The organism is Streptomyces sp. NBC_01237 (genome assembly GCF_035917275.1).
In the GTDB taxonomy this organism is placed as follows: Bacteria; Actinomycetota; Actinomycetes; order Streptomycetales; family Streptomycetaceae; genus Streptomyces.
In genome coordinates, this window is record NZ_CP108508.1 from 7,694,117 (window position 1) to 7,718,643 (window position 24,527).

At 72.0% G+C, this 24,527-nt stretch carries 21 protein-coding genes; 12 read left to right on the forward strand and 9 right to left on the reverse strand.

Annotation, left to right across the window (positions count from 1 at the left end):
* Positions 1 to 12: 12 nt before the first annotated feature.
* The 3 genes from OG251_RS34065 (at position 13) to OG251_RS34075 (ending at position 6,236) form a co-directional block, all read left to right on the forward strand.
* On the forward strand, positions 13 to 1,458 hold the full coding sequence (locus OG251_RS34065) for an SDR family oxidoreductase (protein ID WP_326680710.1): 1,446 nt from the start codon (positions 13 to 15) through the stop codon (positions 1,456 to 1,458).
* On the forward strand, positions 1,452 to 2,750 hold the full coding sequence (locus OG251_RS34070; protein ID WP_326680711.1) for a ribonuclease inhibitor: 1,299 nt from the start codon (positions 1,452 to 1,454) through the stop codon (positions 2,748 to 2,750). The genes OG251_RS34065 and OG251_RS34070 overlap by 7 nt, the downstream gene beginning before the upstream one ends.
* A 102-nt stretch (positions 2,751 to 2,852) precedes the next feature.
* The gene (locus OG251_RS34075; RefSeq protein ID WP_326680712.1) at positions 2,853 to 6,236 is read left to right on the forward strand and encodes a hypothetical protein; all 3,384 of its coding nucleotides are present in this window, start codon (positions 2,853 to 2,855) and stop codon (positions 6,234 to 6,236) included.
* 191 nt (positions 6,237 to 6,427) lie between these two features.
* On the opposite strand, the gene OG251_RS34080 is transcribed toward OG251_RS34075, so the two are convergent.
* The 5 genes from OG251_RS34080 to OG251_RS34100 all read right to left on the reverse strand — a co-directional run bounded on the left by OG251_RS34080 (position 6,428) and on the right by OG251_RS34100 (position 11,887).
* Positions 6,428 to 7,402: an acyl-ACP desaturase gene (locus tag OG251_RS34080; RefSeq protein WP_326680714.1), complete on the reverse strand. Its 975-nt coding sequence runs from the start codon at positions 7,400 to 7,402 to the stop codon at positions 6,428 to 6,430.
* 117 nt (positions 7,403 to 7,519) lie between these two features.
* A complete protein-coding gene (gene ddaH / locus OG251_RS34085) occupies positions 7,520 to 8,296 on the reverse strand; it encodes a dimethylargininase (RefSeq protein ID WP_326680715.1) in 777 nt (258 codons plus the stop codon).
* Between the two features lie 38 nt (positions 8,297 to 8,334).
* The gene (locus OG251_RS34090; protein WP_326680716.1) at positions 8,335 to 10,611 is read right to left on the reverse strand and encodes an excinuclease ABC subunit UvrA; all 2,277 of its coding nucleotides are present in this window, start codon (positions 10,609 to 10,611) and stop codon (positions 8,335 to 8,337) included.
* 221 nt (positions 10,612 to 10,832) lie between these two features.
* Entirely contained in the window at positions 10,833 to 11,024 is a 192-nt protein-coding gene (locus OG251_RS34095) for a hypothetical protein (protein WP_073719777.1), read from the reverse strand.
* An 11-nt stretch (positions 11,025 to 11,035) separates the two neighbouring features.
* A complete protein-coding gene (locus tag OG251_RS34100; protein WP_266811998.1) occupies positions 11,036 to 11,887 on the reverse strand; it encodes a Scr1 family TA system antitoxin-like transcriptional regulator in 852 nt (283 codons plus the stop codon).
* Between the two features lie 219 nt (positions 11,888 to 12,106).
* Between OG251_RS34100 and OG251_RS34105 the strand changes: the two genes are divergently transcribed.
* The gene (locus OG251_RS34105; RefSeq protein ID WP_241838412.1) at positions 12,107 to 12,511 is read left to right on the forward strand and encodes an ATP-binding protein; all 405 of its coding nucleotides are present in this window, start codon (positions 12,107 to 12,109) and stop codon (positions 12,509 to 12,511) included.
* 2 nt (positions 12,512 to 12,513) lie between these two features.
* Here OG251_RS34105 and OG251_RS34110 read toward each other — a convergent pair whose 3' ends face one another.
* Positions 12,514 to 12,930 (reverse strand): SsgA family sporulation/cell division regulator, encoded by a 417-nt coding sequence (locus tag OG251_RS34110; protein ID WP_326680717.1) that lies wholly within the window; start codon positions 12,928 to 12,930, stop codon positions 12,514 to 12,516.
* Between the two features lie 184 nt (positions 12,931 to 13,114).
* Here OG251_RS34110 and OG251_RS34115 point away from each other — a divergent pair, with 184 nt between their 5' ends.
* On the forward strand, positions 13,115 to 14,260 hold the full coding sequence (locus OG251_RS34115) for an oxidoreductase (RefSeq protein WP_326680718.1): 1,146 nt from the start codon (positions 13,115 to 13,117) through the stop codon (positions 14,258 to 14,260).
* A gap of 43 nt (positions 14,261 to 14,303) precedes the next feature.
* Here OG251_RS34115 and OG251_RS34120 read toward each other — a convergent pair whose 3' ends face one another.
* On the reverse strand, positions 14,304 to 14,603 hold the full coding sequence (locus OG251_RS34120; RefSeq protein WP_326680719.1) for a YciI family protein: 300 nt from the start codon (positions 14,601 to 14,603) through the stop codon (positions 14,304 to 14,306).
* A 225-nt stretch (positions 14,604 to 14,828) separates the two neighbouring features.
* On the opposite strand from OG251_RS34120, the gene OG251_RS34125 reads away from it, so the two are divergent.
* Positions 14,829 to 15,506 (forward strand): endonuclease V, encoded by a 678-nt coding sequence (locus OG251_RS34125; protein ID WP_442818441.1) that lies wholly within the window; start codon positions 14,829 to 14,831, stop codon positions 15,504 to 15,506.
* 49 nt (positions 15,507 to 15,555) lie between these two features.
* On the forward strand, positions 15,556 to 15,699 hold the full coding sequence (gene mmpA, locus OG251_RS34130) for a morphogenic membrane protein MmpA (protein WP_326680720.1): 144 nt from the start codon (positions 15,556 to 15,558) through the stop codon (positions 15,697 to 15,699).
* A 53-nt stretch (positions 15,700 to 15,752) separates the two neighbouring features.
* On the opposite strand, the gene OG251_RS34135 is transcribed toward mmpA, so the two are convergent.
* On the reverse strand, positions 15,753 to 16,943 hold the full coding sequence (locus tag OG251_RS34135) for a saccharopine dehydrogenase family protein (RefSeq protein WP_326680721.1): 1,191 nt from the start codon (positions 16,941 to 16,943) through the stop codon (positions 15,753 to 15,755).
* Positions 16,944 to 17,147: 204 nt separating this feature from the next.
* Between OG251_RS34135 and OG251_RS34140 the strand changes: the two genes are divergently transcribed.
* The 4 genes from OG251_RS34140 to OG251_RS34155 all read left to right on the forward strand — a co-directional run bounded on the left by OG251_RS34140 (position 17,148) and on the right by OG251_RS34155 (position 23,096).
* On the forward strand, positions 17,148 to 18,368 hold the full coding sequence (locus OG251_RS34140; RefSeq protein ID WP_326680722.1) for a CaiB/BaiF CoA transferase family protein: 1,221 nt from the start codon (positions 17,148 to 17,150) through the stop codon (positions 18,366 to 18,368).
* A 109-nt stretch (positions 18,369 to 18,477) separates the two neighbouring features.
* Positions 18,478 to 19,620 carry an acyl-CoA dehydrogenase family protein gene (locus OG251_RS34145; protein WP_326680723.1) on the forward strand — a complete coding sequence of 381 codons (1,143 nt, stop codon included), beginning with the start codon at positions 18,478 to 18,480 and terminating at the stop codon, positions 19,618 to 19,620.
* Positions 19,621 to 19,671: 51 nt separating this feature from the next.
* Positions 19,672 to 20,886, forward strand: a complete 1,215-nt coding sequence (locus OG251_RS34150) for an acetyl-CoA C-acetyltransferase (protein ID WP_073719769.1) — start codon at positions 19,672 to 19,674, stop codon at positions 20,884 to 20,886.
* Positions 20,887 to 20,924: 38 nt separating this feature from the next.
* A complete protein-coding gene (locus tag OG251_RS34155; protein WP_326680724.1) occupies positions 20,925 to 23,096 on the forward strand; it encodes a 3-hydroxyacyl-CoA dehydrogenase NAD-binding domain-containing protein in 2,172 nt (723 codons plus the stop codon).
* A 33-nt stretch (positions 23,097 to 23,129) separates the two neighbouring features.
* Here OG251_RS34155 and OG251_RS34160 read toward each other — a convergent pair whose 3' ends face one another.
* Complete coding sequence (locus OG251_RS34160) at positions 23,130 to 23,861, reverse strand: MerR family transcriptional regulator (protein ID WP_326681513.1); 732 nt, start codon at positions 23,859 to 23,861, stop codon at positions 23,130 to 23,132.
* A gap of 132 nt (positions 23,862 to 23,993) precedes the next feature.
* Between OG251_RS34160 and OG251_RS34165 the strand changes: the two genes are divergently transcribed.
* On the forward strand, positions 23,994 to 24,509 hold the full coding sequence (locus OG251_RS34165; protein WP_326680725.1) for a macro domain-containing protein: 516 nt from the start codon (positions 23,994 to 23,996) through the stop codon (positions 24,507 to 24,509).
* The last annotated feature ends 18 nt before the right edge of the window (positions 24,510 to 24,527 follow it).

Genomic DNA, 24,527 nt, shown 5'->3' on the forward strand with positions numbered 1-24,527 from the left:
GAGCGCAGACGCATGCACCACGAAGCGACGTACCGCCATGACGGACCGGCCGGGGGCCGGACCCCGGGCGGAAGCGCGCGCCCCGCGTCCGCGGACCCGCACGGGGCGGGCCCCGGACGGACCGTCACCGAAGCGGAGTCGGCCGACTTCGACCGGCTCGTCGCCCGGTTTCGCGCACTGCCCGCCGACGACCCCGTCCGCCTCCGCGCCGAACAGGTCGCCGCGTCGTTCACCCGCGACGGCCGCGGCAAGCGCCGCAGGGCGAGCGGCGAGCGGCGCGCCGCCGCGGACGCCACCGTCCTGGCGGCCACCGCGACCGGCGCCGAGAACCGGCGGGAGGACGCCCCGCTCGACCCCGCGGGTGCGGCCCCGGCCCCCGCGGGCACTCTGGCCCGGCCCCGACGCTGCTACATCTGCAAGGCGGGGTACCGCCGGGTCGACTCCTTCTACCACCTCCTGTGCCCGCAGTGCGCGACGGAGAACAGGGCCCGGCGCACCAGCCGTACGGATCTGTCGGGGCGGCGCGCCCTGCTGACCGGAGGGCGCGTCAAGATCGGATTCCAGCTGGCGCTGATGATGCTCAGGGACGGTGCCGACCTTCTCGTCACCACCCGCTTCCCGCACGATCTGCTGCGCCGGTTCCGGGCCGAGGCGGACAGCCCGCAGTGGCTGGAACGGCTCACCGTGCTCGCCGTGGACCTGCGCGACCCGCGCCAGGTCCTGGGCCTGTGCGAGCAGCTGCGGGAAGCCGGTGAACCGCTCGACATCCTCGTCAACAACGCGGCCCAGACCGTGCGTCGGCCACCCGGTGCGTACGCCCTGCTGACCGCGGGGGAGCACGGCGCGCTGCCCACCGGCGCGCTGCGCGCACCCGGCTACACACCGATGTCCGCCGTCGAGGGCACCGTCGCCCCCGGGGCGCTGGCCCTCCTGCTGCCCGACGCGGACGAGGCGGGTCTGCTGCCCGACACCTCACCCGTGAACTCCTGGTCGGCGCGGCTCGGTTCGCTCGACCCCGCCGAGGTTCTGGAGACCCAGCTGGTCAACGCGCTGGCCCCGGCACTGCTCTGCGACCGGCTGCTCCCGTTGCTCCTGGCCTCGCCGGGGCCGCGTCGCTACATCGTCAATGTGACGGCGGTGGAGGGCCGGTTCGCGGTGCGCAACAAGACGGGCGGCCACCCGCACACCAATATGGCCAAGGCGGCACTCAACATGCTCACCCGTACCAGCGGCGCCGAACTCTCCGAACAGGGCGTCCATATGTGTGCCGTCGACACCGGTTGGATCACGGACGAGAACCCGGCCCCGAAGAAGCGAAGGCTCGCCGCCGGAGGTTTCCGGACGCCCCTCGACACAGTCGACGGGGCGGCCCGCGTCTACGACCCGATCGTCCGGGGCGAGGCCGGATCCCCCGTCTCCGGTGTGTTCCTCAAGGACTACCGGGAGGCGTCGTGGTGACCCCCGGAACGCCCCCGCCCCCGCCCCCGCCCGCGCCCCAGCCCATGCCCGTGCCACCGTCCTCGCCGGCCGTGCCCGCCTCGCCGTCCTCCCCGGGCTCCGCGTCGGTCACGTCCTCGCCCCCGTACGCGGGAGTGCCCCCGGTGCTGCCCCGCTCGGTCGCGGAACTCGGCCCGTTGCTGGGCTGGTTGCACTCCGGCGTGAGCGCCGGCGAACGGCTGGACTTCCCGTCGGGCACCGCGCTGCCCGACGGTCGTCTGGACCTGTGCAAACAGGCGCTCGGCCCCCGGGGAGCCGCACTGGTGGCCGGTGCCCTGCGCCCCCGTGCGGCGGACGGCGGACCCGCCCCCGTACGGCATCTGCTGCTCGGCACCGACGGGCTGGGTGACGAGGGTGCCGGAGCCGTCGCGGACCGCAGCGCGGGAACCGGTGTGGAGACCCTCTACCTGGGCTGCAACCGGATCACCGCGGGCGGCGCCTGCCGGATCGCTGACAGCCTGCGCGCCTCGGAGCACCTGGTGACCGGGGTCTGGCTCAAGCGGAACCCGCTCGGCACCGGAGGCGGACAGGCGGCGGCCCAGCTCGTCGAGGCCGCCGCCACGCTCCGTACCCTCGACCTCGTTCAGACCGGACTCGACGCGGCGGGCACCGCCGTCCTCGCCGAGGCGATGCTCACCGCGGCAGTGGCGGGGCGGCCCGTGGAGCGGCTGTTCATCGGCGGCAACGCGCTCGGACCCGTCGGCGCGGCACCGCTGGCGGCACTCCTGGCCGCCGGGGCGATCACCGAACTCTACGTATCGGCGGCCCGGTTGGGGGACGAGGGGGCCGATGTGCTCGCAGCCGGCCTGGCCCGCGCGCCGTACGGCCGTACCGCCCGGATCTCCGTCGCCAGCAACGGGATCGGGCCCCGCGCCGCGGCCCGGCTGGTGACGGCGGCCGCGACGGCGGGTGTGCGCCTGCTCGACCTGGGCCGGGTCCGGGCCGCCGGGACGCTCGGAGCGCCGGACAACCACATCGACACCGAGGCCGCCGCACGGATCGGGTCCTCTCTCGCGGCGCTCCCGCACCTGCTGACCCACCTCGTCCTCAGCCACACGGGCATGCGCAGCCGGGAGGCCCACCGCATCCTGGACACCGCGGCGGACGCGAGCACGGCGACCCGCTACGTCCTGGGCAAGGGCATCGCGACCAGTGTCCGGCGTCGGCTCGACGCGTTCAGCGCGCACCTGCCGCGTCCCACGGCGCACGCCGATGTCGCCGCGGTGCGCAGCGTCCACCGGACCGTCGGATAGGGGGCCGCGGCCGGTCGGCGGCGTCCGGCCGCGGCGGGGCCGTTGTGGATACGCTCCGTAAACTTCTGGGGTGATCCTGTCCGTACACGGCAGAATCGCTCCATGACCGACGCTCAGCCGCTCGTCCTCGCCTGCACCCTGCTCGACGCCCTGGAGCCGCTCCCGTACCACCGGCGCATGCGGGAACTCGCCGTGCGCGCCCGGCGCCTGGCCGCGGACGGGGTACTTCGGCCCGTCCTGGAGGAACTGGCGGGCGGCGACCCCTACGAGCGTCACCTCGCCGTCGTCGCCGCGGCCGTCGCCCACGACACGGGGTGGATCGAGGACCGCATCGCCGACGAGGACCCCCGCGTCAGGGGCGTGGCCCTGCGGGTGGCGCGCGGTCTCGGCGTACCGGACACCGCGTACGAGGCGGCCCTCGACGACGCGCCGGCGGCCGTACGCCGCCAGTTGATCCGGGCGGTCGTCGCCGACCGCCGCACCGCACTGGCCGACCGGCTGATCGAACCCCTGCGCCGGACCTGGGGCGACGCCGAGGCGTCCCGGCTGCTGCCCGGCTGTTCGTCCGAGGTGGTGGACCGGCTGCTGCCCGAACTGTTCCGTTCGGTGAGCTGCTGGTCCTCCCTCGGCACCCACCACCCCCGCCCGTTCCTCGACGCCGCGGAACGCGACCTGGCGTCGCAGCCCAGGACGCGACGTGACGCCTGGTGGCAGTGGTACGGCCATGAACGCGGGGTCGCCGCGGCGGCGGCGACCCACCCGCACCGGGTCCTCGACCTCCTGGAGCGGTACGGCCCTTCGGCACTTCCGGTGCGCCAAGGGCTCGGCGAGCTCCTCGCGGCCGACCCGGTCCGCTTCGCGCGTCTGTTCCTCGGCCCCGAAGGCTTTCGGCCGCCACGCGGCAGAGTGCTCAGCAAGGTGCTGCTGCGGCGCCTTGCCCGTACGGTGCCCGACGAGCTCCTCGTCGAACTCGGCCGGTCCGTCGCGGACTTCGGGGAGCTGCTCGCCGGGCTGGTCCTGGCCCTTCCGCCGGGCCGTCGTGGCGCCTTCTACGACGCGGTCGTGGAGGGCCGGGGCGACGGCGCGTCCGGCACCGTCGACACCACGGTGCTGGACGCGCTGCCCCGCAGCCATGTGGCGCCCGTGGCCCGGCGGATGGCGGCGAGAGCCCGTGACCGAGGAGCCGGCCGGGACACGGTCCTGCTCGCCGAGTCGTATCTGCCGGTCGCCGAGGTACGCGAACGGCTCCTGGCGGCGACGCGCAGGCCCGCCGCCGACGACCGGGCCGAAGCCTGGTCGCTGCTCATCCGCAACGCGGGCCGCTCCGCGGACCCGGCCGCCGTCGCCACCGTGCTCGACGACATGCTGCGGCTGCGCAACGAACAGGACCCGGTCCGCTCCGCCGCGCTGCGCGCCCTGCTCACCGTCCCGCCCGCGCTCTGCACCGACGCCGTGGAACCCCTGCTGGACCGGATAGCCGCGGACGCGGTGGAGGCCCGCGACTCGTCGGCGGCCACCCGCTCCGCACTCAGCGCGCTCGCCGTGGGCGTCCTGCGCGAACACGCGGTCACCGGGCAGCGCGCCCTGCTGAACTGGGCCCTGCGCACCCTGGTCCGGATCTCCGGGAACAGCGGGAGCGCGGACCTCGGCCGGCTCGACCGGACCCTGCGCCGGGGCCAGGAGCACACCGTGCTCGAAGCGCTCAGGCCCTGGCTGGAGGCGGGGGCCGAACGGTCGGACTACGGCCTCGTCCTCGCCCTGGCACGGGCCGTCGGCCGCCGCGCCACGGCCATGCCGGACCTTCAGGAAATGCTCCGGCAGGCGGTTCTCTACGGCAACAGCTCCACCGCCGGTGCCGCGATCGGCTTCCGGCTGGAGCCTCCCGCGCACCGGGACGAACGCGTCGAGAGCATTCTGACCCGCGATCCGTCGGCCATCGGCCTGCCCGCCGTGCGGCAGGTGGTCACCGGGCGCCGCACCGATCTGCTCGACCGGTTCCTCGGCGAGACACCGCCGTGGGGAAGGTTCCTCGCCGCGGGCACCCCATGGACCGTGCCCGTCGACAACGACGTGATCCGCTGGGTGCCGCGGCAGCACCGGGCCGCCGGCCGGGACCTGGAACGGGTCGTGCGGGACGAGAAGCTGCCGCTGTACTCCCGGGCCTCGGCCCTCGGGCAACTGGCCCGGCTGCCGGGCATCGGCGCCGAAGCCGTACGCCCCTGGACCGGCTCGGCCGACATCGTGCTCGCCGAGGCGGCCCTCGCCGCGCTCGCCCGCACCGACAGGCCCGCCGAGGTGCTGCCCGATCTGCTCGCGCACACCGGTGACGACCGCGCCCGCGTCGCCGTGTACGCGGCGGGCCGCGTCTCCCTGTTCGTGCGGCCTTCCCAGCTGGCCGGGTCGCTGGCCGCGCGGGTGGCCCCCGGCTCCGGCAAGGTGACCAGCCGCAAGGAGGTGGTGCGGCTCGCCGCGCTCCGGCTGCCCATCACCCACGCGGCGGGGCTGCTCGCCCACGCGTACGCCCTGCCGGACCAGCATCCGGACGTGCGGGCCGCCTGTGTGGCCTTCGGCGTCCCCCTCCTCGACGACGAGCGGATATGGGACGTGATGGCCGACGCGGCGAGCGGTGCCGGTGCACCGCGTTCCGCCGTGCTGCGGGCGGACCCGGCGGAGCTGGCCGCCGGACACCGGCAGCGGTACGCCGGGCTGGTCCAGCGGGTGTGCGACACCGACGACGAGGAGCTCGCCGCCCTCGCCCACCACGCGGTGGCCCGCTGGCTGCCGTGGGCGCCCGGCGCGTGCGAGGTCCTGGTGGGCGCGCTCACCGACCTGGACCGGCGAGGCACCTGGCGGTCCGCGGCGGACGCGCTGATCGGGGCGGCCATGGCGGCCCCGGAGGCGGTGGACGCGCTCAACCGGGTACTGACGGCCCTGGCCACCGGCGACACGGCGGACGAGGCGGGCGCCGAGCGGGACCGGCCCGCCCGGCAGCGGGTGGTGTACATGGCCGAGGCGCTCGGCCGGCGGGGCCCGGGCCGCGGCCCGCAGGCACGGGCCGTGCTCGGCGCCACCGGGGAAGTACTCGCCGGATTCCGGGACTTCGTGCCGCAGGCGGCCGGTCTGCTCGCGCACGCCGTGGATCTCGACGCGGACGCGGAGCCCCTGCACTCCGCGCTGGTCCGGCTCGCCGGACTGCACCACGGGCGGCCGGTGCTCGCCGCCCGTACCGCGCAGAGTGTCGGCCTGCGGGCAGGTGCTGCGGACGGTCCGGCCGTCGGCGGCCTCGACACGCTGCTCGTCGTCACCGCACGCCTCACGGACAGCGGCGACCCGGCCGAAGGGCTGTTCGCCGCCGGGCTGACCGTGGCGGGAGGCCGCCGCACGGGATGGACGGGGCCCTGGCGCACCCAGCTGCGCATGCTGCGCCAGCACCCGGCCGCCGATGTGCGGGACGCCGCGTACGCGGAGGTGACGGCGCGCGAGTGAGCCGGGGGCCGGCCTGGCACGGGCGCGCGAGTGAGCGGGGCCCGACCTCACACGAGTGCGGGGCTGAGCGCGGGAGCCGACCGGGGCCGGAGCGACGCGAGCGCCGGACGGTCCGTGGTGTCGGGCCCGTCCGGCGCTCGGTGCCGGTGCTCGCTGTCGTGTGCGGGGGTGTCAGTCCCGCACGGGGAGGGTCAGGCCCGGCCGCGCGCGACCATGCGTGCCTTGCGGGCCGCCAGCTTCTCGTCGAACTTCGACGCCTCGCTGTCCAGGCCGCCCATGTACAGGCCCAGTTCGTCCTGTGCCTTCAGACCCTCCGGGCCGAGCCCGTCGATGTCGAGGACCTTCAGGTAGCGCAGGACCGGCTGGATCACGTCGTCGTGGTGGATACGCATGTTGTAGATCTCACCGATCGCCATCTGCGCGGCGGCCCGCTCGAAGCCCGGCATGCCGTGTCCCGGCATCCGGAAGTTCACGACGACATCGCGCACGGACTGCATCGTCAGATCCGGGGCGAGTTCGAAGGCGGCGCCCAGGAGGTTGCGGTAGAAGACCATGTGGAGGTTCTCGTCGGTCGCGATCCGGGCCAGCATCCGGTCGCAGACCGGGTCGCCCGACTGGTGGCCGGTGTTGCGGTGCGAGACCCGGGTCGCCAGCTCCTGGAAGGCGACGTACGCGACGGAGTGCAGCATCGAGTGGCGGTTGTCCGACTCGAAGCCCTCCGCCATGTGCGCCATGCGGAACTGCTCCAGCTTGTCCGGGTCCACGGCGCGCGAGGTGAGCAGATAGTCGCGCATCACGATGCCGTGCCGGCCCTCCTCCGCGGTCCAGCGGTGCACCCAGGTGCCCCAGGCGCCGTCACGGCCGAAGAGCGAGGCGATCTCGTGGTGGTAGCTGGGGAGGTTGTCCTCGGTCAGCAGATTCACGACCAGCGCGATCTTGCCGATGTCGGTCACCTTGGACTGCTCCGGCGCCCAGGCGTCGCCGTCCGCGAAGACACCGGGGAAATTCCGGCCGTCGGAGAACGGGACGTACTCGTGCGGCATCCAGTCCTTGGCGACCTTGAGATGGCGGTTGAGTTCCTTCTCCACCACCTCTTCCAGCGCGTACAGCAGCTGGGCGTCGGTCCACGCCTTCGAACTGCCGAGGTGGGGAGAGGTGATCGTCACGGGGAGCTCCTGGGGACGGGAGAATTACCTACGGCTTCGTAGGTTACGTGACCGTAGGTTAAAGCGACGTTAAGGCCCAAGCCAAGCCCGTCCCTCCGGGCATCCGCTTACGTACCGTTATGTGTGCAGGTCACGGAGGCGTACGGAGAGGCACGTCACGCAGCCTTCCAGTTTTTCGAACTCGCTGATATCGACCGCGACGGGCCGGAATCCGAGCTCCCGGAACAGTTCCGCGGACTTCGGGGCGCTCGCCGCCAGCAGCAGATCGCCACCCCCGAGCAGCACCACATGTGCGCCCGCCTCCTCCGGCACCGGCAGGAACCGTCCGAACACCGAGGGCTCGTCGACCAGGGGCGGGTACCCGATGACCGTCCCGTCGGGGAGCGCCGTCACCGCGGACTTCAGATGCAGAACCTTGCTGACCGGCACCGCCACGACACAGGCGCCCAAGGGCTCGAAGGCGGCCCGGAGCTGCCGGACCCCCTCCGCGTTCGTCCGCCCGCCGCACCCGACGTACACCGTGTCGCCGATCTTCAGGACATCGCCGCCGTCGAGCGTGCCGGGCTCGCGGATCCGGTTGACCGAGCAGCCGAGCCGCACCAGCGCCTCCTCGACGCCCGGGGTCTCGCCCCGGCGGGACTCCGCCCCGGACCGGGCGATCAGCGCCACGTTGCGGAACATCACGACGGCGTCCTCGACGAACACCCCGTCCGGGCAGTCGTCGGCCCGGTCCGCCTCGACCGTGTCCCAGCCGTGCTCGGCGAGCACGGCGACGTACCGCTCCCACTGCTCCGCGGCCAGTCCGACATCGACGGGTATGCGCTCGGCATGGGTCACGAGCCCCTCGCTGAGTCGCGGGCTCGCACGGCGGACCAGGGCTGTTCTGCTGGGCACGAGGGCTCTCCAGGGGCGTGGCGGCGGTCGGGCCGCCATCATGCCCCGCGGCCTCGCCATTGCTCCAGATCCCGGCGCAGATACGCGGCGGTGAACGAGGTGCGATGCGCCGCCAGCGCCGCTGGGGTGCCCTCGAAGACCAGCTCGCCGCCGTTCCTGCCGCCGTCGGGGCCGAGGTCGATCACCCAGTCCGCCCGCTTGACCACATCCAGGTTGTGCTCGACGCAGATGACGGTGTTGCCCGCGTCGACCAGCCGGTCCAGCAGATCCACCAGTGTGCCGGTGTCGGCCATGTGCAGTCCGGTCGTCGGCTCGTCCAGGACGTACACACTGCCCGTACGGTGCAGCCGCGTCGCGAACTTGATGCGCTGGAGCTCACCGCCCGAGAGCGAACTGAGGGGCCGGCCCAGCGTGAGGTACCCGAGCCCGACCTCGTCCAGCGTGCGCAACTTCCGCAGCAGAGCAGGGTCGTCGAACAGCCCGACGGCCTGAGCGGCCGTCATGTCCAGTACGTCGACGATGGACTTGCCGCCGACCCGGTGCGCGAGGACGTGGTCCTGGAAGCGCCGCCCCTCGCACATCCGGCAGGTCGTGGTGACCGGATCCATGAACGCGAGATCGGTGATGATCACGCCTCGTCCCGCACACGCGGCGCAGGCCCCCGAGGAGTTGAAGCTGAACAGTCCCGGATCGACACCGTTCTCCTTGGCGAAGACCTTGCGGATGGTGTCGAGCGCGCCGAGGTACGAGGCCGGGGTGGAACGGGACGAGGCGGTGATCGCCGTCTGGTCGACGACCACCGCGTCCGGGTACGCCGCCGTGAATACCCGCGACACCAGAGTCGACTTGCCGGACCCGGCCACCCCGGTCACCGCCGTCAGCACCCCGACGGGGAACGACACGTCCACGCCCTTGAGGTTGTGCAGGTCGGCGCCGGACACCGGGAGCCACCCGGTCGGGGAGCGGAACGCCTCCTTCACCGGGGTGCGCCGGCGCAGACACCGGCCGGTGAGCGTACCGGCCTCGCGCAGCCGGTCGAAGGACCCCTCGAAGACGACGCGCCCGCCGTCGGTGCCGGCGCCCGGCCCCATGTCGACGACATGGTCGGCGACGGCCATCACATCCGGGTCGTGTTCCACCACCAGCACGGTGTTGCCCTTGTCCCGGAGCCGTACCAGCAGATCGTTGAGCCTGCCGACGTCGCGCGGATGCAGTCCGACGCTCGGTTCGTCGAAGACGAAGGTCAGGCCGGTGAGTGAACTGCCCAGATGGCGCACCATCTTGAGCCGCTGTCCCTCACCGCCCGACAGCGTGGTGGTCTCCCGGTCCAGACTGAGATAGCCGAGGCCGATGCCGACCAGACGCTCCAGCCGTTCGCGGGCGGCCACCGCGATCGGACCCGCCACCGGATCGTCGATCTTCGCCAGTACGCCGACGAGGTCGGCCACCTCCATCCTCGCGTAGTCGGCGGGGGAGTGCCCGTCGATACGGGTGGCGAGCGCCGCCGCGTTGAGCCGCGCACCGTCGCAGGAGCCGCACACCGTCTCGACGGTGAACCGGCGGGCGGCCTCGCGCCGTTTCTCGGAGAGCGACTCCGTGTCCCGCTTGAGGTAGAGCCGCTCGAAGCGTTCCACGACGCCCTCGAACCGCATGTCCGCCGAGGCGGTCCGCAGCTCCAGGCGGACCGTGAACCCCTTGCCGTGCAGCAGGAGGCGGCGCTCCTCCTCGGTGTAGTCCGCCAGCGGCCGGTCGTTGTCGAAGCGCCCCGAACCGGCGTACAGGTTCCACTCCCAGCTGCCGACCGAGAGGCCGGGCAGCAGGAGAGCCCCTTCGTTGAGCGACTTCGACCAGTCGACCGCCCGGTCGAGGTCCAGCCGGACCGTGCGGCCCACGCCGTCGCACTCGGGGCACATACCGCCGGGATCGTTGAACGAGTACGCGGTCGCCGGCCCGGCGCTCGGCGTGCCGTGCCGGGAGAACAGCACCCGGATCACTGACCAGATGTCGGTCATCGTGCCGACGGTGGAGCGCACATTGCCGCCCACGGGCTTCTGGTCGACGATGATCGCCACCGACAGGTCCTCGACGGACTCGACGTGCGGCCGCTCGTACTTCGGCAGCCGGTTCCTGAGGAACGAGGTGAAGGTCTCGTTCAGCTGCCGCCGCGATTCGACGGCGATGGTGTCGAAGACGATCGAGGACTTGCCCGACCCGGACACCCCGGTGAAGACGGTGATGCGGCCCTTGGGGAGAGTGAGGGAGACGTCGCGGAGGTTGTTCTCGCGCGCGCCGGTGATGATGATGCTCCGGTCCATGTTCCGATCCATGGTCGCGAAGCTAACCGTAATACCGGACAGGTCCTGTCGTGATTTATCGGGCTCCTGGGCCGGGCTCCCGAGCCGGGCTTTCGGACCGGGCCCGGCCCGGCCCGGGAACCCGCGAGACCGCGGGCCCCCGGTGCTGATTTCCGCTCAGAGTGGTCGGCGTACTCGGAGCGCCGGGCACGGGGGCACGGGGCGTTCGCAGGGGCGAGGGGTCAGAGCAGATGGTCCGCGGCGCCGGACTTCACCGCGGCGATCAGCGCGCGCATCGCCTCGATGGAGTCGGTGATGTACGTGGCGGTGTCGGTGGTGGACCCGATGTAGGCCCTTCCCTGGTCGTCCTGGCCGAAGCGGAAGCAGTTCGCGCCCTCGCTGCAGAAGGCTTCGTCCCAGCGGATATCGGTCATGGTCTCTCTCCTCAGAGGTCCTGGGCTATGCACCTGATGAAGTCGCGCGACTCCTGGACGGGCAGTGCGAGCGTCCGCAGTCGTTCCAGCAGGCCCCGGTAGCGGCGCAGTTGCATGTCCGCGTCCAGCAGCATCGAACCGTGCGAGGAGTCGAGCTGCACGGTGTCGAGCTGAGGAACCGCGGCGCCCACATAGGTGAAGGACTGTCCCGCTCCGGGGAAGCCGCCGGCCGTGAACGGGATCACCCGGACCGTCGTCCGGTCCCGTTCGGACTGCTCCAGGATGTGGGCCAGCTGGGCGCCGCTCACCTTGGGTCCGCCGAACTGCATGCGCAGCGCCGCTTCATGGATCACCGCCTCGTACAACGGGGGCCGGTCCCGGTCCAGAACCTCCTGGCGACGCAGCCGGAGCGAGAGCCGGGCTTGCAGATCCGGCCCCGGCAGCCGGGGGTCGGCGGTGTCGAACACCGCTCGCGCGTGCTCCTCCGTCTGGAGGAGACCGGGGATGTGCGTGGTGGTCGAAGTGTTCAACTCCACTGCATGGTATTCGAGTTCGGCGATGTCGAGCAGGCTCGGAAGCAGGAGTCCGCGGTGCTCCTCCCACCAGCCCCTGGCCCGCTCCTGGGCGATTTCGGCGAGCAGGTCGATCAGGCCGGTGTCGGGGCAGCCGTAGTTGAAGGCCAGCGTCCGCACCCGTTCGGAACTTATGCCGAACCGACCCGACTCGATGTTCGGGATGCGGGTGCGGTCGACGCCCAGCAGGGCGGCGGCCTGCTGGGCCGACATTCCGGATTGTTCCCGCAGCTTGCGCAGCTCGTAGCCGAGGCGCTGCTGCCTGGCTGTCGGGGTGCTCCTGGGGGGCACTGTGGCCTCCTTCCGGTTGGGCGGTCGGCGAAATGACCGGAACAGCACAAGTAGTAGCACTGTGCTCCGGTGTGCGCTACGGTCGGTAGCGCAAGTCTCACACGGGGCGACCGTGCCTGTGTGTGATCGTCCCCACATGTACCGAGAAATGTGAGTACCTGGATGAAGGGCGCCATGTGTTGCCTCCCGGCACCCGTACCCGCGGGACCCCGCCCGCCGGTGCCGGACAATCTCAGCTATTCCTTCGCCCTGCCGGGCGGCGCGTATTGCGCGGGGCTCGCCCGCGAAGCCGTGCACGGACTCCTGGAGCGGCACGGACTCGCCGGACTGCGGGACCCGGCAGTCCTGGCGGCCTCCGAACTGGTGGCGGCCGCCTACCGGTTCACCCCCGACCGGGAGATGCTGCTGAAGGTCCACTGGCAGTTCGACGCGCTGCGCATCGTCCTCTACGACCAGCACCCGGCGCACGAGGAGGCCGAGCGGTCCGAGGAGTGCCGGGAACGACGCAGCGCGAGCATGTGGCTGCTGGCCGCCGCGGTCGACGAACACGGCGGGGACTGGGGACTGGCTCCGGCGCTGACACCCTCCGGCGGCTCCAAGACCTGGGCGTTACTTCACCCGTAGCGTCAACAGGCCCCACCGAGCAGGTCGGTCAGACTGCGGTCGAGGTCCATGAACCGGTGTTCGTCACCGACCGGCACCATCTCCTGGGCCCGGTCGAGGAACTGCCGCAGCTCCGCCGTCCGCACGTGCACCATCGCGACACCCTCGACGGCATGGAACTCCAGCACGGTCCGCTCGAAACCGAACGGCCGCACCCGGACGTCGCCGACACCGGCCGGTGCGTCGATCCCCGTGGCGAGCAGCTCGCGCGAGAACTCCCACGACACCTCGGTGCCCTCCAGGGTCGCCGGGCCGGGGAACGCCATGCGTACGGCGAACGGGTCCTCGCGGTCGTACTGCAGGGTGGCGGGCAGGGTCTCCATCTGCGGAGCGGATGCGACCATGCGGGCCTGCACGGACTGCTCGATAACGCTGGACAAGACCTGCTCCCTCTCACGGCTGGGTGAACGGCTCCCGGCATGGGAGTAGACGACGGATCTCCTCGATCCGTGCACTGGCGGGTGGCGTGAGCTGCGTCACCGAAGAACACGTCGCCGTACGGATGCCCGGTTCCGGACGCCGGACCCTGGACGGCCCGCTGCCGGTGGGCTAGCTTCCAGCGCCATGAGGGCCTTGGGGAAGACGAGACGACTGATGTCGCTGGTGCTGTGCGGGGCGGCAGTGACTGCCGCACTGGCCGCACCAACAGCGCACGCAACATCAGCAGCAGACACAGCAACGGCAGCAGACACAACATCGGCAACACCCGCCGCGCCGGCAACGCGCGGCGCACACACCGCACCGGGATGGGTACTCACCGACACCGGCACCGACGCCCGGTTCCGCGGACTCGCCGCTGTCGACCGGCGTACCGCCTGGGTCGCCGGATCGAAGGGCACGGTCCTGCGGACGACCGACGGCGGCCGGAACTGGCGCACCGTGTCACCGCCCGGCGCGGCAGATCTGGAGTTCCGCGACATCGAGGCATTCGACAGCCGCCGCGCGGTGGTGCTGGCCATCGGCGAGGGAGAGGCGTCCCGGGTCCTGCGCACCGACGACGGCGGCGCCACCTGGACCGAATCGTTCCGCAACACCGACGCCCGCGCCTTCTACGACTGCCTGACCTTCTTCGACAGCCGGCACGGGCTCGCCATGAGCGATCCGGTGGACGGCAAGTTCCGCATCCTGTCCACGGCGGACGGCGGCCGCAGCTGGAATGTCCTGCCCGATGCCGGGATGCCGGCGGCACAGACCGGGGAGGCGGGCTTCGCCGCGAGCGGCCAGTGCCTGGTCAGCTCGGGGCCCAGGGACGTCTGGCTGACCACCGGCGGTGCCGCCACCGCACGGGTGCTGCACTCCGGGGACCGTGGCCTGACCTGGACGGCGACCGCGTCCACGATCCCGGCGGGGGACCCGGCGCGGGGCGTCTTCGGCGTCGCGTTCCGCGACCGCACGCACGGCATCGCGGTCGGCGGCGACTACCGCGCCGACCAGGCGTCGCCGAACGCCTCGGCCGTCACCGCCGACGGCGGCCGCAGGTGGCGGCAGTCCGCCACCCCGCCCGCCGCCTACCGCTCGGGTGTCGCCTGGCTGCCGCACAGCAGGTCCGCCGCGCTGGCGGTCGGCCCGACGGGCACCGATCTCACCCGTGACGGCGGCCGTACCTGGCGCACGGTCGACACGGGCTCCTACGACACCGTCGACTGCACATCCGACTTCGGCTGCTGGGCCGCCGGAGAGCGGGGCCGGGTGGCACGGCTCGGCTTCTAGGCCGCCCCGCCCCCGTTCGCGCACAGGGGTGGCGGGAGAGCCCTCAGCCGGGCAACCGCTGCTTGTACGAGGCCAGTTCGGGCGACGTCTTGGTCGCGATGAACTCCGTGATCCGGTACGCGCACACGGCGTGCACCACGAAGGGGTCGGCCGCCGCGATCCTCTCGATCCGCGCGCGGTCGTCCCCGACGGCCAGGATCACCCCGCCGTCCCGGGGGTCCTTGCGGCCCGAGGCGATGAACACCCCGGCCGCGTACTGCGCGTCCAGCCAGGCGACGTGGTCCTGCAGCAGCGCGTCCACCCGCTCGACCGGAGCGGTATAGGTCAATTCGAGTACGAACATGATCGTCAGGCTACCGGGGCGCCCGCCGCCCGCAGAATCCGTTGCCCCGCCCGCGCCGATCCGTCGCGCCCCCGCCCCGGCCCGCCCGGGGGCGCTCCCGCCGTGCGGCCCCGGACCCGCCCGCCGCGCCTCTTCCCCCGGCCGTTCCCTATGGTGGACCTCACTATGACGAAGCCCCCCATGCCGGCCGACGGGATGCCCGACGACGGGCTGCCCGCCGACGAGATGCCCGCAGTGACGATGCCCGCCGACGAGTCCGAGGCCCGCGCGATCCAGGAGACCCTGCGCTCGCGCGTGGTGCTCGACGAGCCGGGACCGGCGCCCGGCACCGGCCTGGTGACCGGGGTGGACGTCGCCTACGACGAGGAACGCAACGTCGTCGTCGCGGCGGCCGTGGTCCTGGACGCCGCGACCCTGGACGTGGTCGAGGAGGCCACCTCCGTCGGCAAGGTCACCTTCCCGTACATTCCCGGGCTGCTCGCCTTCCGCGAGATGCCCACGGTCCTGGCGGCGCTGGAGTCGCTCTCCGTCGATCCCGGCCTCGTGGTCTGCGACGGCTACGGGCTGGCGCACCCGCGCCGCTTCGGGCTGGCCAGCCACCTGGGAGTCCTCACCGGGCTGCCGGTCATCGGCGTCGGCAAGAACCCGTTCACCTTTTCGTACGAAGCCCCCGGACCCCTGCGCGGTGGCTCCTCGCCGCTGCTCGACGGCGACGAGGTGGTGGGCCGGGCCCTGCGCACCCAGGTCGGCACGAATCCGGTCTTCGTCTCGGTCGGCCACCGGATCAGCCTGGACAACGCCTGCGCCCACACCCTGCGGCTGGCCCGTCGCTTCCGGCAGCCGGAGACGACCCGCAAGGCCGACGCGCTGTGCAGGCGGGCCCTGCGCGAGGAGACCGCCTGAGTACGCGTACGGATAGCGCCTGCCGGTCATGATCGGCAGGCTGGTACGTATGAACACTTCTCGTACGGCTGTCCGTACGGCACCTCTGCACCCCGCTCAGCGCCGGATCGCGGTGGGCATGGCCCTCGGCAGTGCCGTGGGGCTCGTCTGGCTCGGCGCGATGCTCTACACCCTGGCCGCCTGGCTCCTGTGAACGGTGGCCACCGGAAGAGACGGTGGCCACCGGACCGAACGGGGCGCAGGCGCTCAGCGGACCGCCGCGACCCGGAAGCCCAGACCGGCCGCCCTGAGCCGTCCCAGCAGCGCGTCACCCATCGCCACCGCCGTGGTGACCTGCCCGGACGTCGCCGGAAGCTCGTCCAGGGCCAGGCAGAGCGCCGACTCGGCCAGCATCTTCGCCGTCTCCCCGTAGCCGGGATCGCCGCCGGACACCTCCGTGAAGACCCGGCGTCCGCCGCCCTCCCCGACGAAGCGCACCGTGAACCAGCTCCGCTTCCTGCGCTCCGCGTCGGGCCCCTCGCCCGGCTCGTATCGGCTCATCAGCCACTCGCGTACGGACGGGAGTTGGGCGGCCGTGACCAGCGCGCCGAGAGCCGCCGTCGAGCCGATGGCCACCGGCAGGTGCTTCACCGAGGCGAAGTGCCGGTACTGGAAGTCGGGGCCGTAACGCTCCAGCGCCCGCGCGGAACGGCCGATGATCCCGGCGTCCACGGTCGGCAGCGGGAGCGCCCAGGTGCCGGTCGCGGCGCTGAAGTGCGGGGTGCCCAGCGGGGCCCGCACGCGTCGGCCGACCAGCCGGGGTTCGTGCAGACGCCGCTCCTTGGCCGCCTGGAGCATCTGGGGGCCGCGCCCCATCGCCGTCAGGGCGGAGGCGAACGTGCCGCCGGAGAACGCGGCGTTGCTCCGGACGAAGCCGTCGATGACGAGCGGTACGTCGCGGGGCAGCTGCTGAACGGTGAAGTACGCGCCCAGGTCGTGCGGTACGGAGTCGAATCCGCAGGCGTGCACGATGCGTGCCCCCGTCTCGCGCGCCCGGGTGTCGTGCTCCAGGTACACCCGGTCGATGAACTCCGCCTCACCGGTGAGGTCCACATAGTCCGTTCCCGCCTCGGCGCAGGCGGCGACCAGTTTCTCGCCGTACCAGACGTACGGACCCACCGTCGTGGCCACCACCCGCGCCGACTCGGCCAGCGCGCGCAGCGCGTCGGCGTCGTCGGCGTCCGCCTGCACCAGGGGCAGTTCGGCGCAGCGCGGCTCGATGGCGGTCAGCCGCTCGCGCAGCCGTTCCAGCTTGGTGCGATCGCGGCCGGCCAGTGCCCAGCGGCAGTCGGCGGGCGCGTTCGCGGCCAGATATTCGGCGGTGAGTACCCCCACGAATCCGGTGGCACCGAAAAGGACGACGTCATAGGGGCGTTTCGCCCCGCTCTGCCTGTTCACGAGTACCTCCGCAGGGAGCCGGTGCCGATGTGGCAGGCAGAGGCTAGCGGAGCGGGACGCGGCGGGGCACGGCCGGGCGGCGACTTTGAGGGAGGATCGGGAGGGAGAACTAAGCGCTTGCTCGGTCCTAGGGGTTGTGCGGAGCGTGACGCGTTCTTAGCATCATCGATGTTACATCGGTTGTGTCACACCGCTGGGGGCTTGATGGCAAGGACAGAGCACAGCCCGCGAGGCCCGCTGACGGGGGTGCGCGTCGTCGAGCTGGCGGGGATCGGGCCCGGTCCGTTCGCCGCGATGCTGCTGGCCGACCTCGGGGCCGACGTGGTGCGGGTCGACCGCCCCGGCGGCTCGGGTCTGGGCATCGACCCCGCGTACGACCTCACCAACCGCAACAAGCGCTCGGTCCTCGTCGACCTCAAGGCCGAGGGCGGGCCCGGCCGGGTCCTGGACCTCGCCGAACGTGCCGACATCCTCATCGAGGGATACCGGCCGGGTGTCGCCGAACGTCTCGGGGTCGGGCCCGCGAGCTGTCTGGCCCGCAATCCGCGACTCGTCTACGGGCGGATGACCGGCTGGGGACAGGACGGCCCCCTCGCGGAGCGGGCCGGGCACGACATCGCGTACATCGCCCTCACCGGCACCCTCTCCATGATCGGCAGACCCGGTGAGCCGCCCACCGTCCCCGCCAACCTGGTCGGCGACTACGCCGGCGGCTCGCTGTATCTCGTCGTCGGCGTCCTCGCCGCCCTCCAGCACGCCCGCACGCCCGGCGGGGCGGGCCAGGTCGTGGACGCCGCGATCGTCGACGGCGCCGCCCACCTCGCGACGATGATCCACGGAATGCTGGCGGCCGGCGGCTGGCAGGACCGGCGCGGCTCCAACCTCCTCGACGGCGGCTGCCCGTTCTACGGCTCGTACGAGACCGCCGACGGGCAGTACATGGCGGTGGGGCCGCTGGAGCAGCGGTTCTACGACGAGTTCATCACCCTGCTCGGTATCGCGGACCGGGCCCCGGACCGCAAGGACCTCACCCGCTGGGACGACCTGCGCACCGCTGTCGCCGAGCGGTTTCTGACCCGGACGCGCGAGGAGTGGACCGAGGTGTTCGAGGGCACGGACGCCTGCGTCGCCCCGGTGCTCTCGCTCCGCGAGGCCCCGCACCATCCGCATCTCGCCGCCCGCGGCACCTTCGTCGAGCACGGCGGCCTCACCCAGCCCGCGCCGGCCCCCCGCTTCTCGGTGACCCCGGTCTCCGTACGCGGCGGACCCGCGCGGCCCGGTGCGGACACCGAGGCGGTCGCCGCCGACTGGGACGTACCGGGCCTGCGGGCCGCACGGACGCCGGGAACGGACGCCGCCGGGGCGGAAACGGCCGGAACGGACACCACCGGAACAGCCGCCACACGCAAGGGCGCCACCGGCTGATGGGGCGCGCACTCCGCGACGCGGGCGTCAGCACACCCACCGTCACGCCGGGCGGCCCCGAGGCCGCCCGGCCGACCTCCACCGTCAAGAACCGGCTCTAGGGGGCCCCGTGCAGCGGCAGATCTTCACCGAGGAGCACCACGCGTTCCGCGAGACCGTCCGGACCTTCCTGGCCAAGGAGGTCCTCCCGCACTACGAGCAGTGGGAGAAGGACGGCATCGTCTCCCGCGAGGCATGGCTCGCCGCCGGACGGCAGGGCCTGCTCGGCTTCGCCGTCCCCGAGGAGTACGGCGGCGGGGGCAACGCCGACTTCCGCTACAGCGCCGTTCTCGCCGAGGAGTTCACCCGGGCCGGGGCGCCCGGATTCGCCGTAGGTCTGCACAACGACATCATCGGCCCCTACCTCACGGGCCTGGCCACCGAGGAGCAGAAGCGCCGCTGGCTGCCCGGCTTCTGCAGCGGCGGGACCATCACCGCGATCGCCATGACCGAACCGGGCGCGGGCTCCGACCTCCAGGGCATCCGCACCACGGCCGAGGACAGGGGCGACCACTGGCTGCTCAACGGCTCGAAGACCTTCATCTCCAACGGGGTCCTCGCCGATCTGGTGATCGTCGTCGCGAAGACCACGGCCGAGGGCGGCGCGAAGGGACTCTCCCTGATCGTCGTCGAACGCGGCGCGGAGGGCTTCGAGCGGGGCCGCAATCTCGACAAGATCGGCCAGAAGTCCCAGGACACCGCCGAGCTGTTCTTCCACGACGTCCGGGTGCCCAAGGAGAACCTCCTCGGTGAGCGGGACGGCGCCTTCGTCCACCTGATGACCAACCTCGCCCAGGAGCGGATGGGCATCGCGGTCGCCGGGATCGCCGCCGCCGAACACCTTCTGGAGATCACCACGCAGTACGTCAAGGAGCGCGAGGCGTTCGGGCGGCCGCTCTCCAAGCTCCAGCACATCCGGTTCGAGATCGCCGAGATGGCCACCGAGTGCGCCGTCACCAGGACCTTCCTGGACCGGTGCATCGTCGACCACTCGGAGGGCGTCCTCGACGCGGTACACGCCTCCATGGCGAAGTGGTGGGCCACCGAACTGCAAAAGCGCGTCGCCGACCGGTGCCTCCAACTGCACGGCGGCTACGGCTACATGGCGGAGTACCGGGTCGCCAAGGCGTTCACCGACGGCCGTATCCAGACCATCTACGGCGGTACGACCGAGATCATGAAGGAGATCATCGGCCGCTCGCTGCTCGCCTGATCCTCCCCGTCCGACCCCTCGTCGCCCAACCACCCCCGAAAGGCAGCTGTCTTGAGTACCGAAGCATTCGTCTACGACGCGATCCGCACTCCGCGCGGCCGCGGCAAGGCCAATGGCGCCCTGCACGGCACCAAGCCGATCGACCTGGTCGTCGGCCTCATCCACGAGATCCGCGGCCGATTCCCGGACCTCGACCCGGCGGCCATCGACGACATCGTGCTCGGCGTGGTCAGCCCGCTCGGCGACCAGGGTTCCGACATCGCGAGGATCGCCGCCATCGCGGCGGGGCTCCCCGACTCCGTCGCCGGTGTCCAGGAGAACCGCTTCTGTGCCTCCGGCCTCGAAGCGGTCAACCTGGCCGCCGCCAAGGTCCGTTCGGGCTGGGAGGACCTCGTCCTGGCCGGTGGCGTCGAGTCGATGTCCCGGGTCCCGATGGGCTCCGACGGCGGCGCCTGGGCGATGGACCCGATGACCAACTTCGAGACCGGCTTCGCCCCGCAGGGCATCGGCGCCGACCTCATCGCCACCATCGAGGGCTTCTCCCGCCGCGATGTCGACGAGTACGCCGCCCTGTCCCAGGAGCGCGCCGCCGCGGCCTGGAAGGACGAGCGGTTCGCCCGTTCCGTCGTTCCCGTCAAGGACCGCAACGGCCTCGTCGTCCTCGACCGCGACGAGCACCTGCGGCCCGGCACCACCGCCGACTCGCTCGCCGCCCTCAAGCCGTCCTTCGCGGCGATCGGCGAGATGGGCGGCTTCGACGCCGTCGCGCTGCAGAAGTACCACTGGGTCGAGAAGATCGACCACGTCCACCATGCGGGCAACTCCTCCGGCATCGTGGACGGCGCCGCCCTCGTCGCGATCGGCTCCAAGGAGGTCGGCGAGCGCTACGGCCTCACCCCGCGCGCCCGGATCGTCTCCGCCGCCGTCTCCGGCTCCGAGCCGACCATCATGCTGACCGGCCCCGCTCCCGCCACCCGCAAGGCGCTGGCCAAGGCCGGGCTGACCATCGACGACATCGACCTCGTCGAGATCAACGAGGCGTTCGCCGGAGTGGTCCTGCGCTTCGTCAAGGACATGGGCCTCTCCCTGGACAAGGTCAACGTCAACGGCGGCGCCATCGCGCTCGGCCACCCGCTCGGCGCGACCGGCGCGATGATCCTCGGCACGCTCATCGACGAACTGGAGCGGCGCGACAAGCGGTACGGCCTCGTCACCCTCTGCGTCGGCGGCGGGATGGGCATCGCCACCGTCATCGAACGTCTCTGACCGTCCCCGGCCACCCCTGCTTACGGAGAAGAAGAGCAATGACCGAGAGCACGACCATCCGCTGGGAACAGGACGAGACCGGCGTCGTCACCCTCGTCCTCGACGACCCCGACCAGTCCGCCAACACGATGAACCAGGCGTTCAAGGACTCCATCGCCGCCGTCGCCGACCGCGCCGAGGCCGAGAAGGACTCCATCCGCGGCATCATCTACACCTCCGCCAAGAAGACCTTCTTCGCGGGCGGCGACCTCAAGGACATGATCAAGGTCGGCCCCGAGAACGCCCGGGCCGCCTTCGACACCGGCACCGCCATCAAGAGGTCGCTGCGCCGCATCGAGACCCTCGGCAAGCCCGTCGTCGCCGCCATCAACGGCGCCGCCCTCGGCGGCGGTTACGAGATCGCGCTCGCCTCCCACCACCGGGTCGCCCTCGACGCGCCCGGCTCCCGCATCGGCCTGCCCGAGGTCACCCTCGGACTGCTGCCCGCGGGCGGCGGTGTCACCCGCACCGTACGCCTCATGGGCATCGCCGACGCGCTCCTGAAGGTGCTTCTCCAGGGCACCCAGTACACGCCCGCGCGCGCCCTGGAGAACGGTCTGGTCCACGAGGTCGCGGCCACCCGCGAGGAGATGCTCACCAAGGCCCGCGCCTTCATCGACGCGCACCCCGAGTCGCAGCAGCCCTGGGACGTCAAGGGTTACAAGATCCCCGGCGGCACCCCGTCCAACCCGCGGTTCGCCGCCAATCTGCCCGCCTTCCCGTCCAACCTGAAGAAGCAGATCGCCGGCGCCCCCATGCCCGCGCCCCGCAACATCCTGGCCGCCGCGGTCGAGGGCTCACAGGTCGACTTCGAGACCGCGCTGACCATCGAGGCCCGCTACTTCACCGAGCTGGTCACCGGCCAGGTCGCGAAGAACATGATCCAGGCGTTCTTCTTCGACCTCCAGGCCGTCAACTCCGGCGCCAACCGTCCCAAGGGCGTCCCGGAGCGCCCGGTCCGCAGGGTCGCCGTCCTCGGAGCCGGGATGATGGGCGCCGGAATCGCGTACTCCTGCGCCCGCGCGGGCATCGACGTCGTCCTGAAGGACGTCTCCGCGGAGGCGGCGGCCAAGGGCAAGGCGTACAGCGAGAAGCTCCTCGCCAAGGCGCTCTCGCGGGGCCGCACGACCGAGGCGAAGCGCGACGAGCTGCTGGCCCGCATCACCCCGACCGGTGACGCGGCCGATCTGGCGGGCTGCGACGCCGTGATCGAGGCGGTCTTCGAGGACACCTCGCTCAAGCACAAGGTGTTCCAGGAGATCCAGGACGTCATCGAGCCCGACGCCCTGCTCTGCTCCAACACCTCCACGCTGCCGATCACGGTCCTCGCCGAAGGTGTGTCACGGCCGGCCGACTTCATCGGCCTCCACTTCTTCTCTCCCGTCGACAAGATGCCGCTCGTCGAGATCATCAAGGGGGAGCGGACCGGCGACGAGGCCCTGGCCCGCGCCTTCGACCTGGTCCGCCGGATCAAGAAGACGCCGATCGTGGTCAACGACTCACGCGGCTTCTTCACCTCGCGCGTCATCGGCCAGTTCATCAACGAGGGCGTCGCCATGGTCGGCGAGGGCGTCGAGCCCGCTTCGGTCGAGCAGGCCGCCGCGCAGTCCGGCTACCCGGCCAAGGTGCTCTCCCTGATGGACGAGCTGACCCTCACCCTGCCGCGCAAGATCCGCGACGAGACCCGGCGGGCCGTCGAGGAGGCGGGCGGCACCTGGGCCGGGCACCCCTCCGACGAGGTCATCGACCGGATGGTCGACGAGTTCGGGCGGCCGGGACGCAGTGGCGGCGCGGGCTTCTACGAGTACGACGAGGACGGCAAGCGGGCCCGCCTGTGGCCGGGGCTGCGCGAGCACTTCACGAAGCCGGACGCCGATGTGCCCTTCATCGACATGAAGGAGCGGATGCTGTTCTCCGAGGCGCTGGACAGCGTCCGCTGCCTGGAGGAGAACGTCCTGATCTCCGTCGCGGACGCCAACATCGGCTCCATCATGGGCATCGGATTCCCGCCGTGGACCGGCGGTGTGCTCCAGTACATCAACGGGTACGAGGGCGGCCTGCCCGGTTTCGTGGCCCGCGCCCGCGAACTCGCCGAGCGCTACGGGGACCGGTTCCTGCCGCCCGCACTGCTCGTGGAGATGGCCGGGAAGGGCGAGACCTTCCACGACTGAGGCCGGGCGGCGCGGGCCGTGTGCACGGCGTGCTCACTCCGCCGTGAACGCGGCCCGCAGCTCCTGCTTCAACGACCGCTGGAACGCGGTCACCAGCGCCTGGACCACCATCGGCTGCATATGGGCCGACAACGACTTCATCGCCGCGACGTGTTCCGGGTCCGACTCGCGCTCACGGTAGGGATTCCACACCTCGTCCCGGAACAGCCGTGTCAGCTCCTGGGAGGCCGACCGGGTGTGCTCCAGCAGGACCGTGCGCGCCGCCAGGATCGTCTCGTGCGCGATCGGCACGTCCAGCAGTTCCACGCCGAGCCGCAGCAGCCCGGGGTCCACCCGGTAGGTGCCCCCGGCCACCTCGGGACGCTCCAGCACCTCCATCGCGGCCAGCCGGTCCAGGTCCCCCTCGGTCAGGGCCCGGCCCGCCCGGCGCTCCAGCTCGGCCCTGGTCGTCTCCTCCGCCTTGTCCGGAGCCCAGGACGCCACGAGGGCCCGGTGGATCGCCAGGTCACGGGCGCTCAGATCCGGCGGCAGCTGCTCCAGATACCGTTCGATGGCGGCCAGCGTCATGCCCTGGTGCTGGAGCTCCTCGATCAGGGCGAGACGGGACAGGTGCTCGCGCCCGTAGTGCCCGACCCGGCGCGGACCGATGACCGGAGGCGGCAGCAGGCCCCGGGTGCTGTAGAAGCGCACCGTACGCACGGTGACTCCGGCGCGTGCCGCCAGCTCGTCGACGGTCAGCGTCGGCTCGTCGGTCCCGGTCACGATGTCTGCTCCTTGCGTCCCACGGCTGTACCCGTGCGCCGATCCGGTTCATCAGTATTGCTGTCTCACCACTGTTGTGAAAGTGGTCGCCGACGTCGGAAAGCGATTGTCAGTGGTGGTCCGTACGGTGGTGACATGCTGGAGATCACGTATGTACGGGGGGACGCCACCGCTCCGCAGGGCAAGGGTGTCAAGCTGATCGCGCACGTCTGCAACGACCTGGGCGGCTGGGGCAAGGGCTTCGTCCTGGCCCTCTCGCGCCGCTGGCCCGAGCCGGAGCGGGAGTACCGCCGCTGGCACCGGGAGCGCGCGGGGAACGACTTCGCCCTGGGGGCCGTGCAGTTCGTGCAGGTCGGTCCGTACCTCTGGGTGGCGAACATGATCGGGCAGCGGGGAATGCGTACGGGCAGCAAGGGGGTGCCCATACGGTACGAGGCGGTGGACGCGGCCCTGGGCTCCGTGGCCGAACGGGCGGCGGAGCTGGGGGCATCGGTCCATATGCCGCGGATCGGCTGCGGTCTGGCGGGGGGCAAGTGGTCCAGGATCGAGCCGCTGATCGGACAACGGCTCGTCGGCAAGGACATACCCGTGACGGTGTACGACCACGGCTCGGACCGACCTCGCGGCGGAAGCTTCCGGAAGGCTGCCTGAGCGGGGGAGAGTTACGGG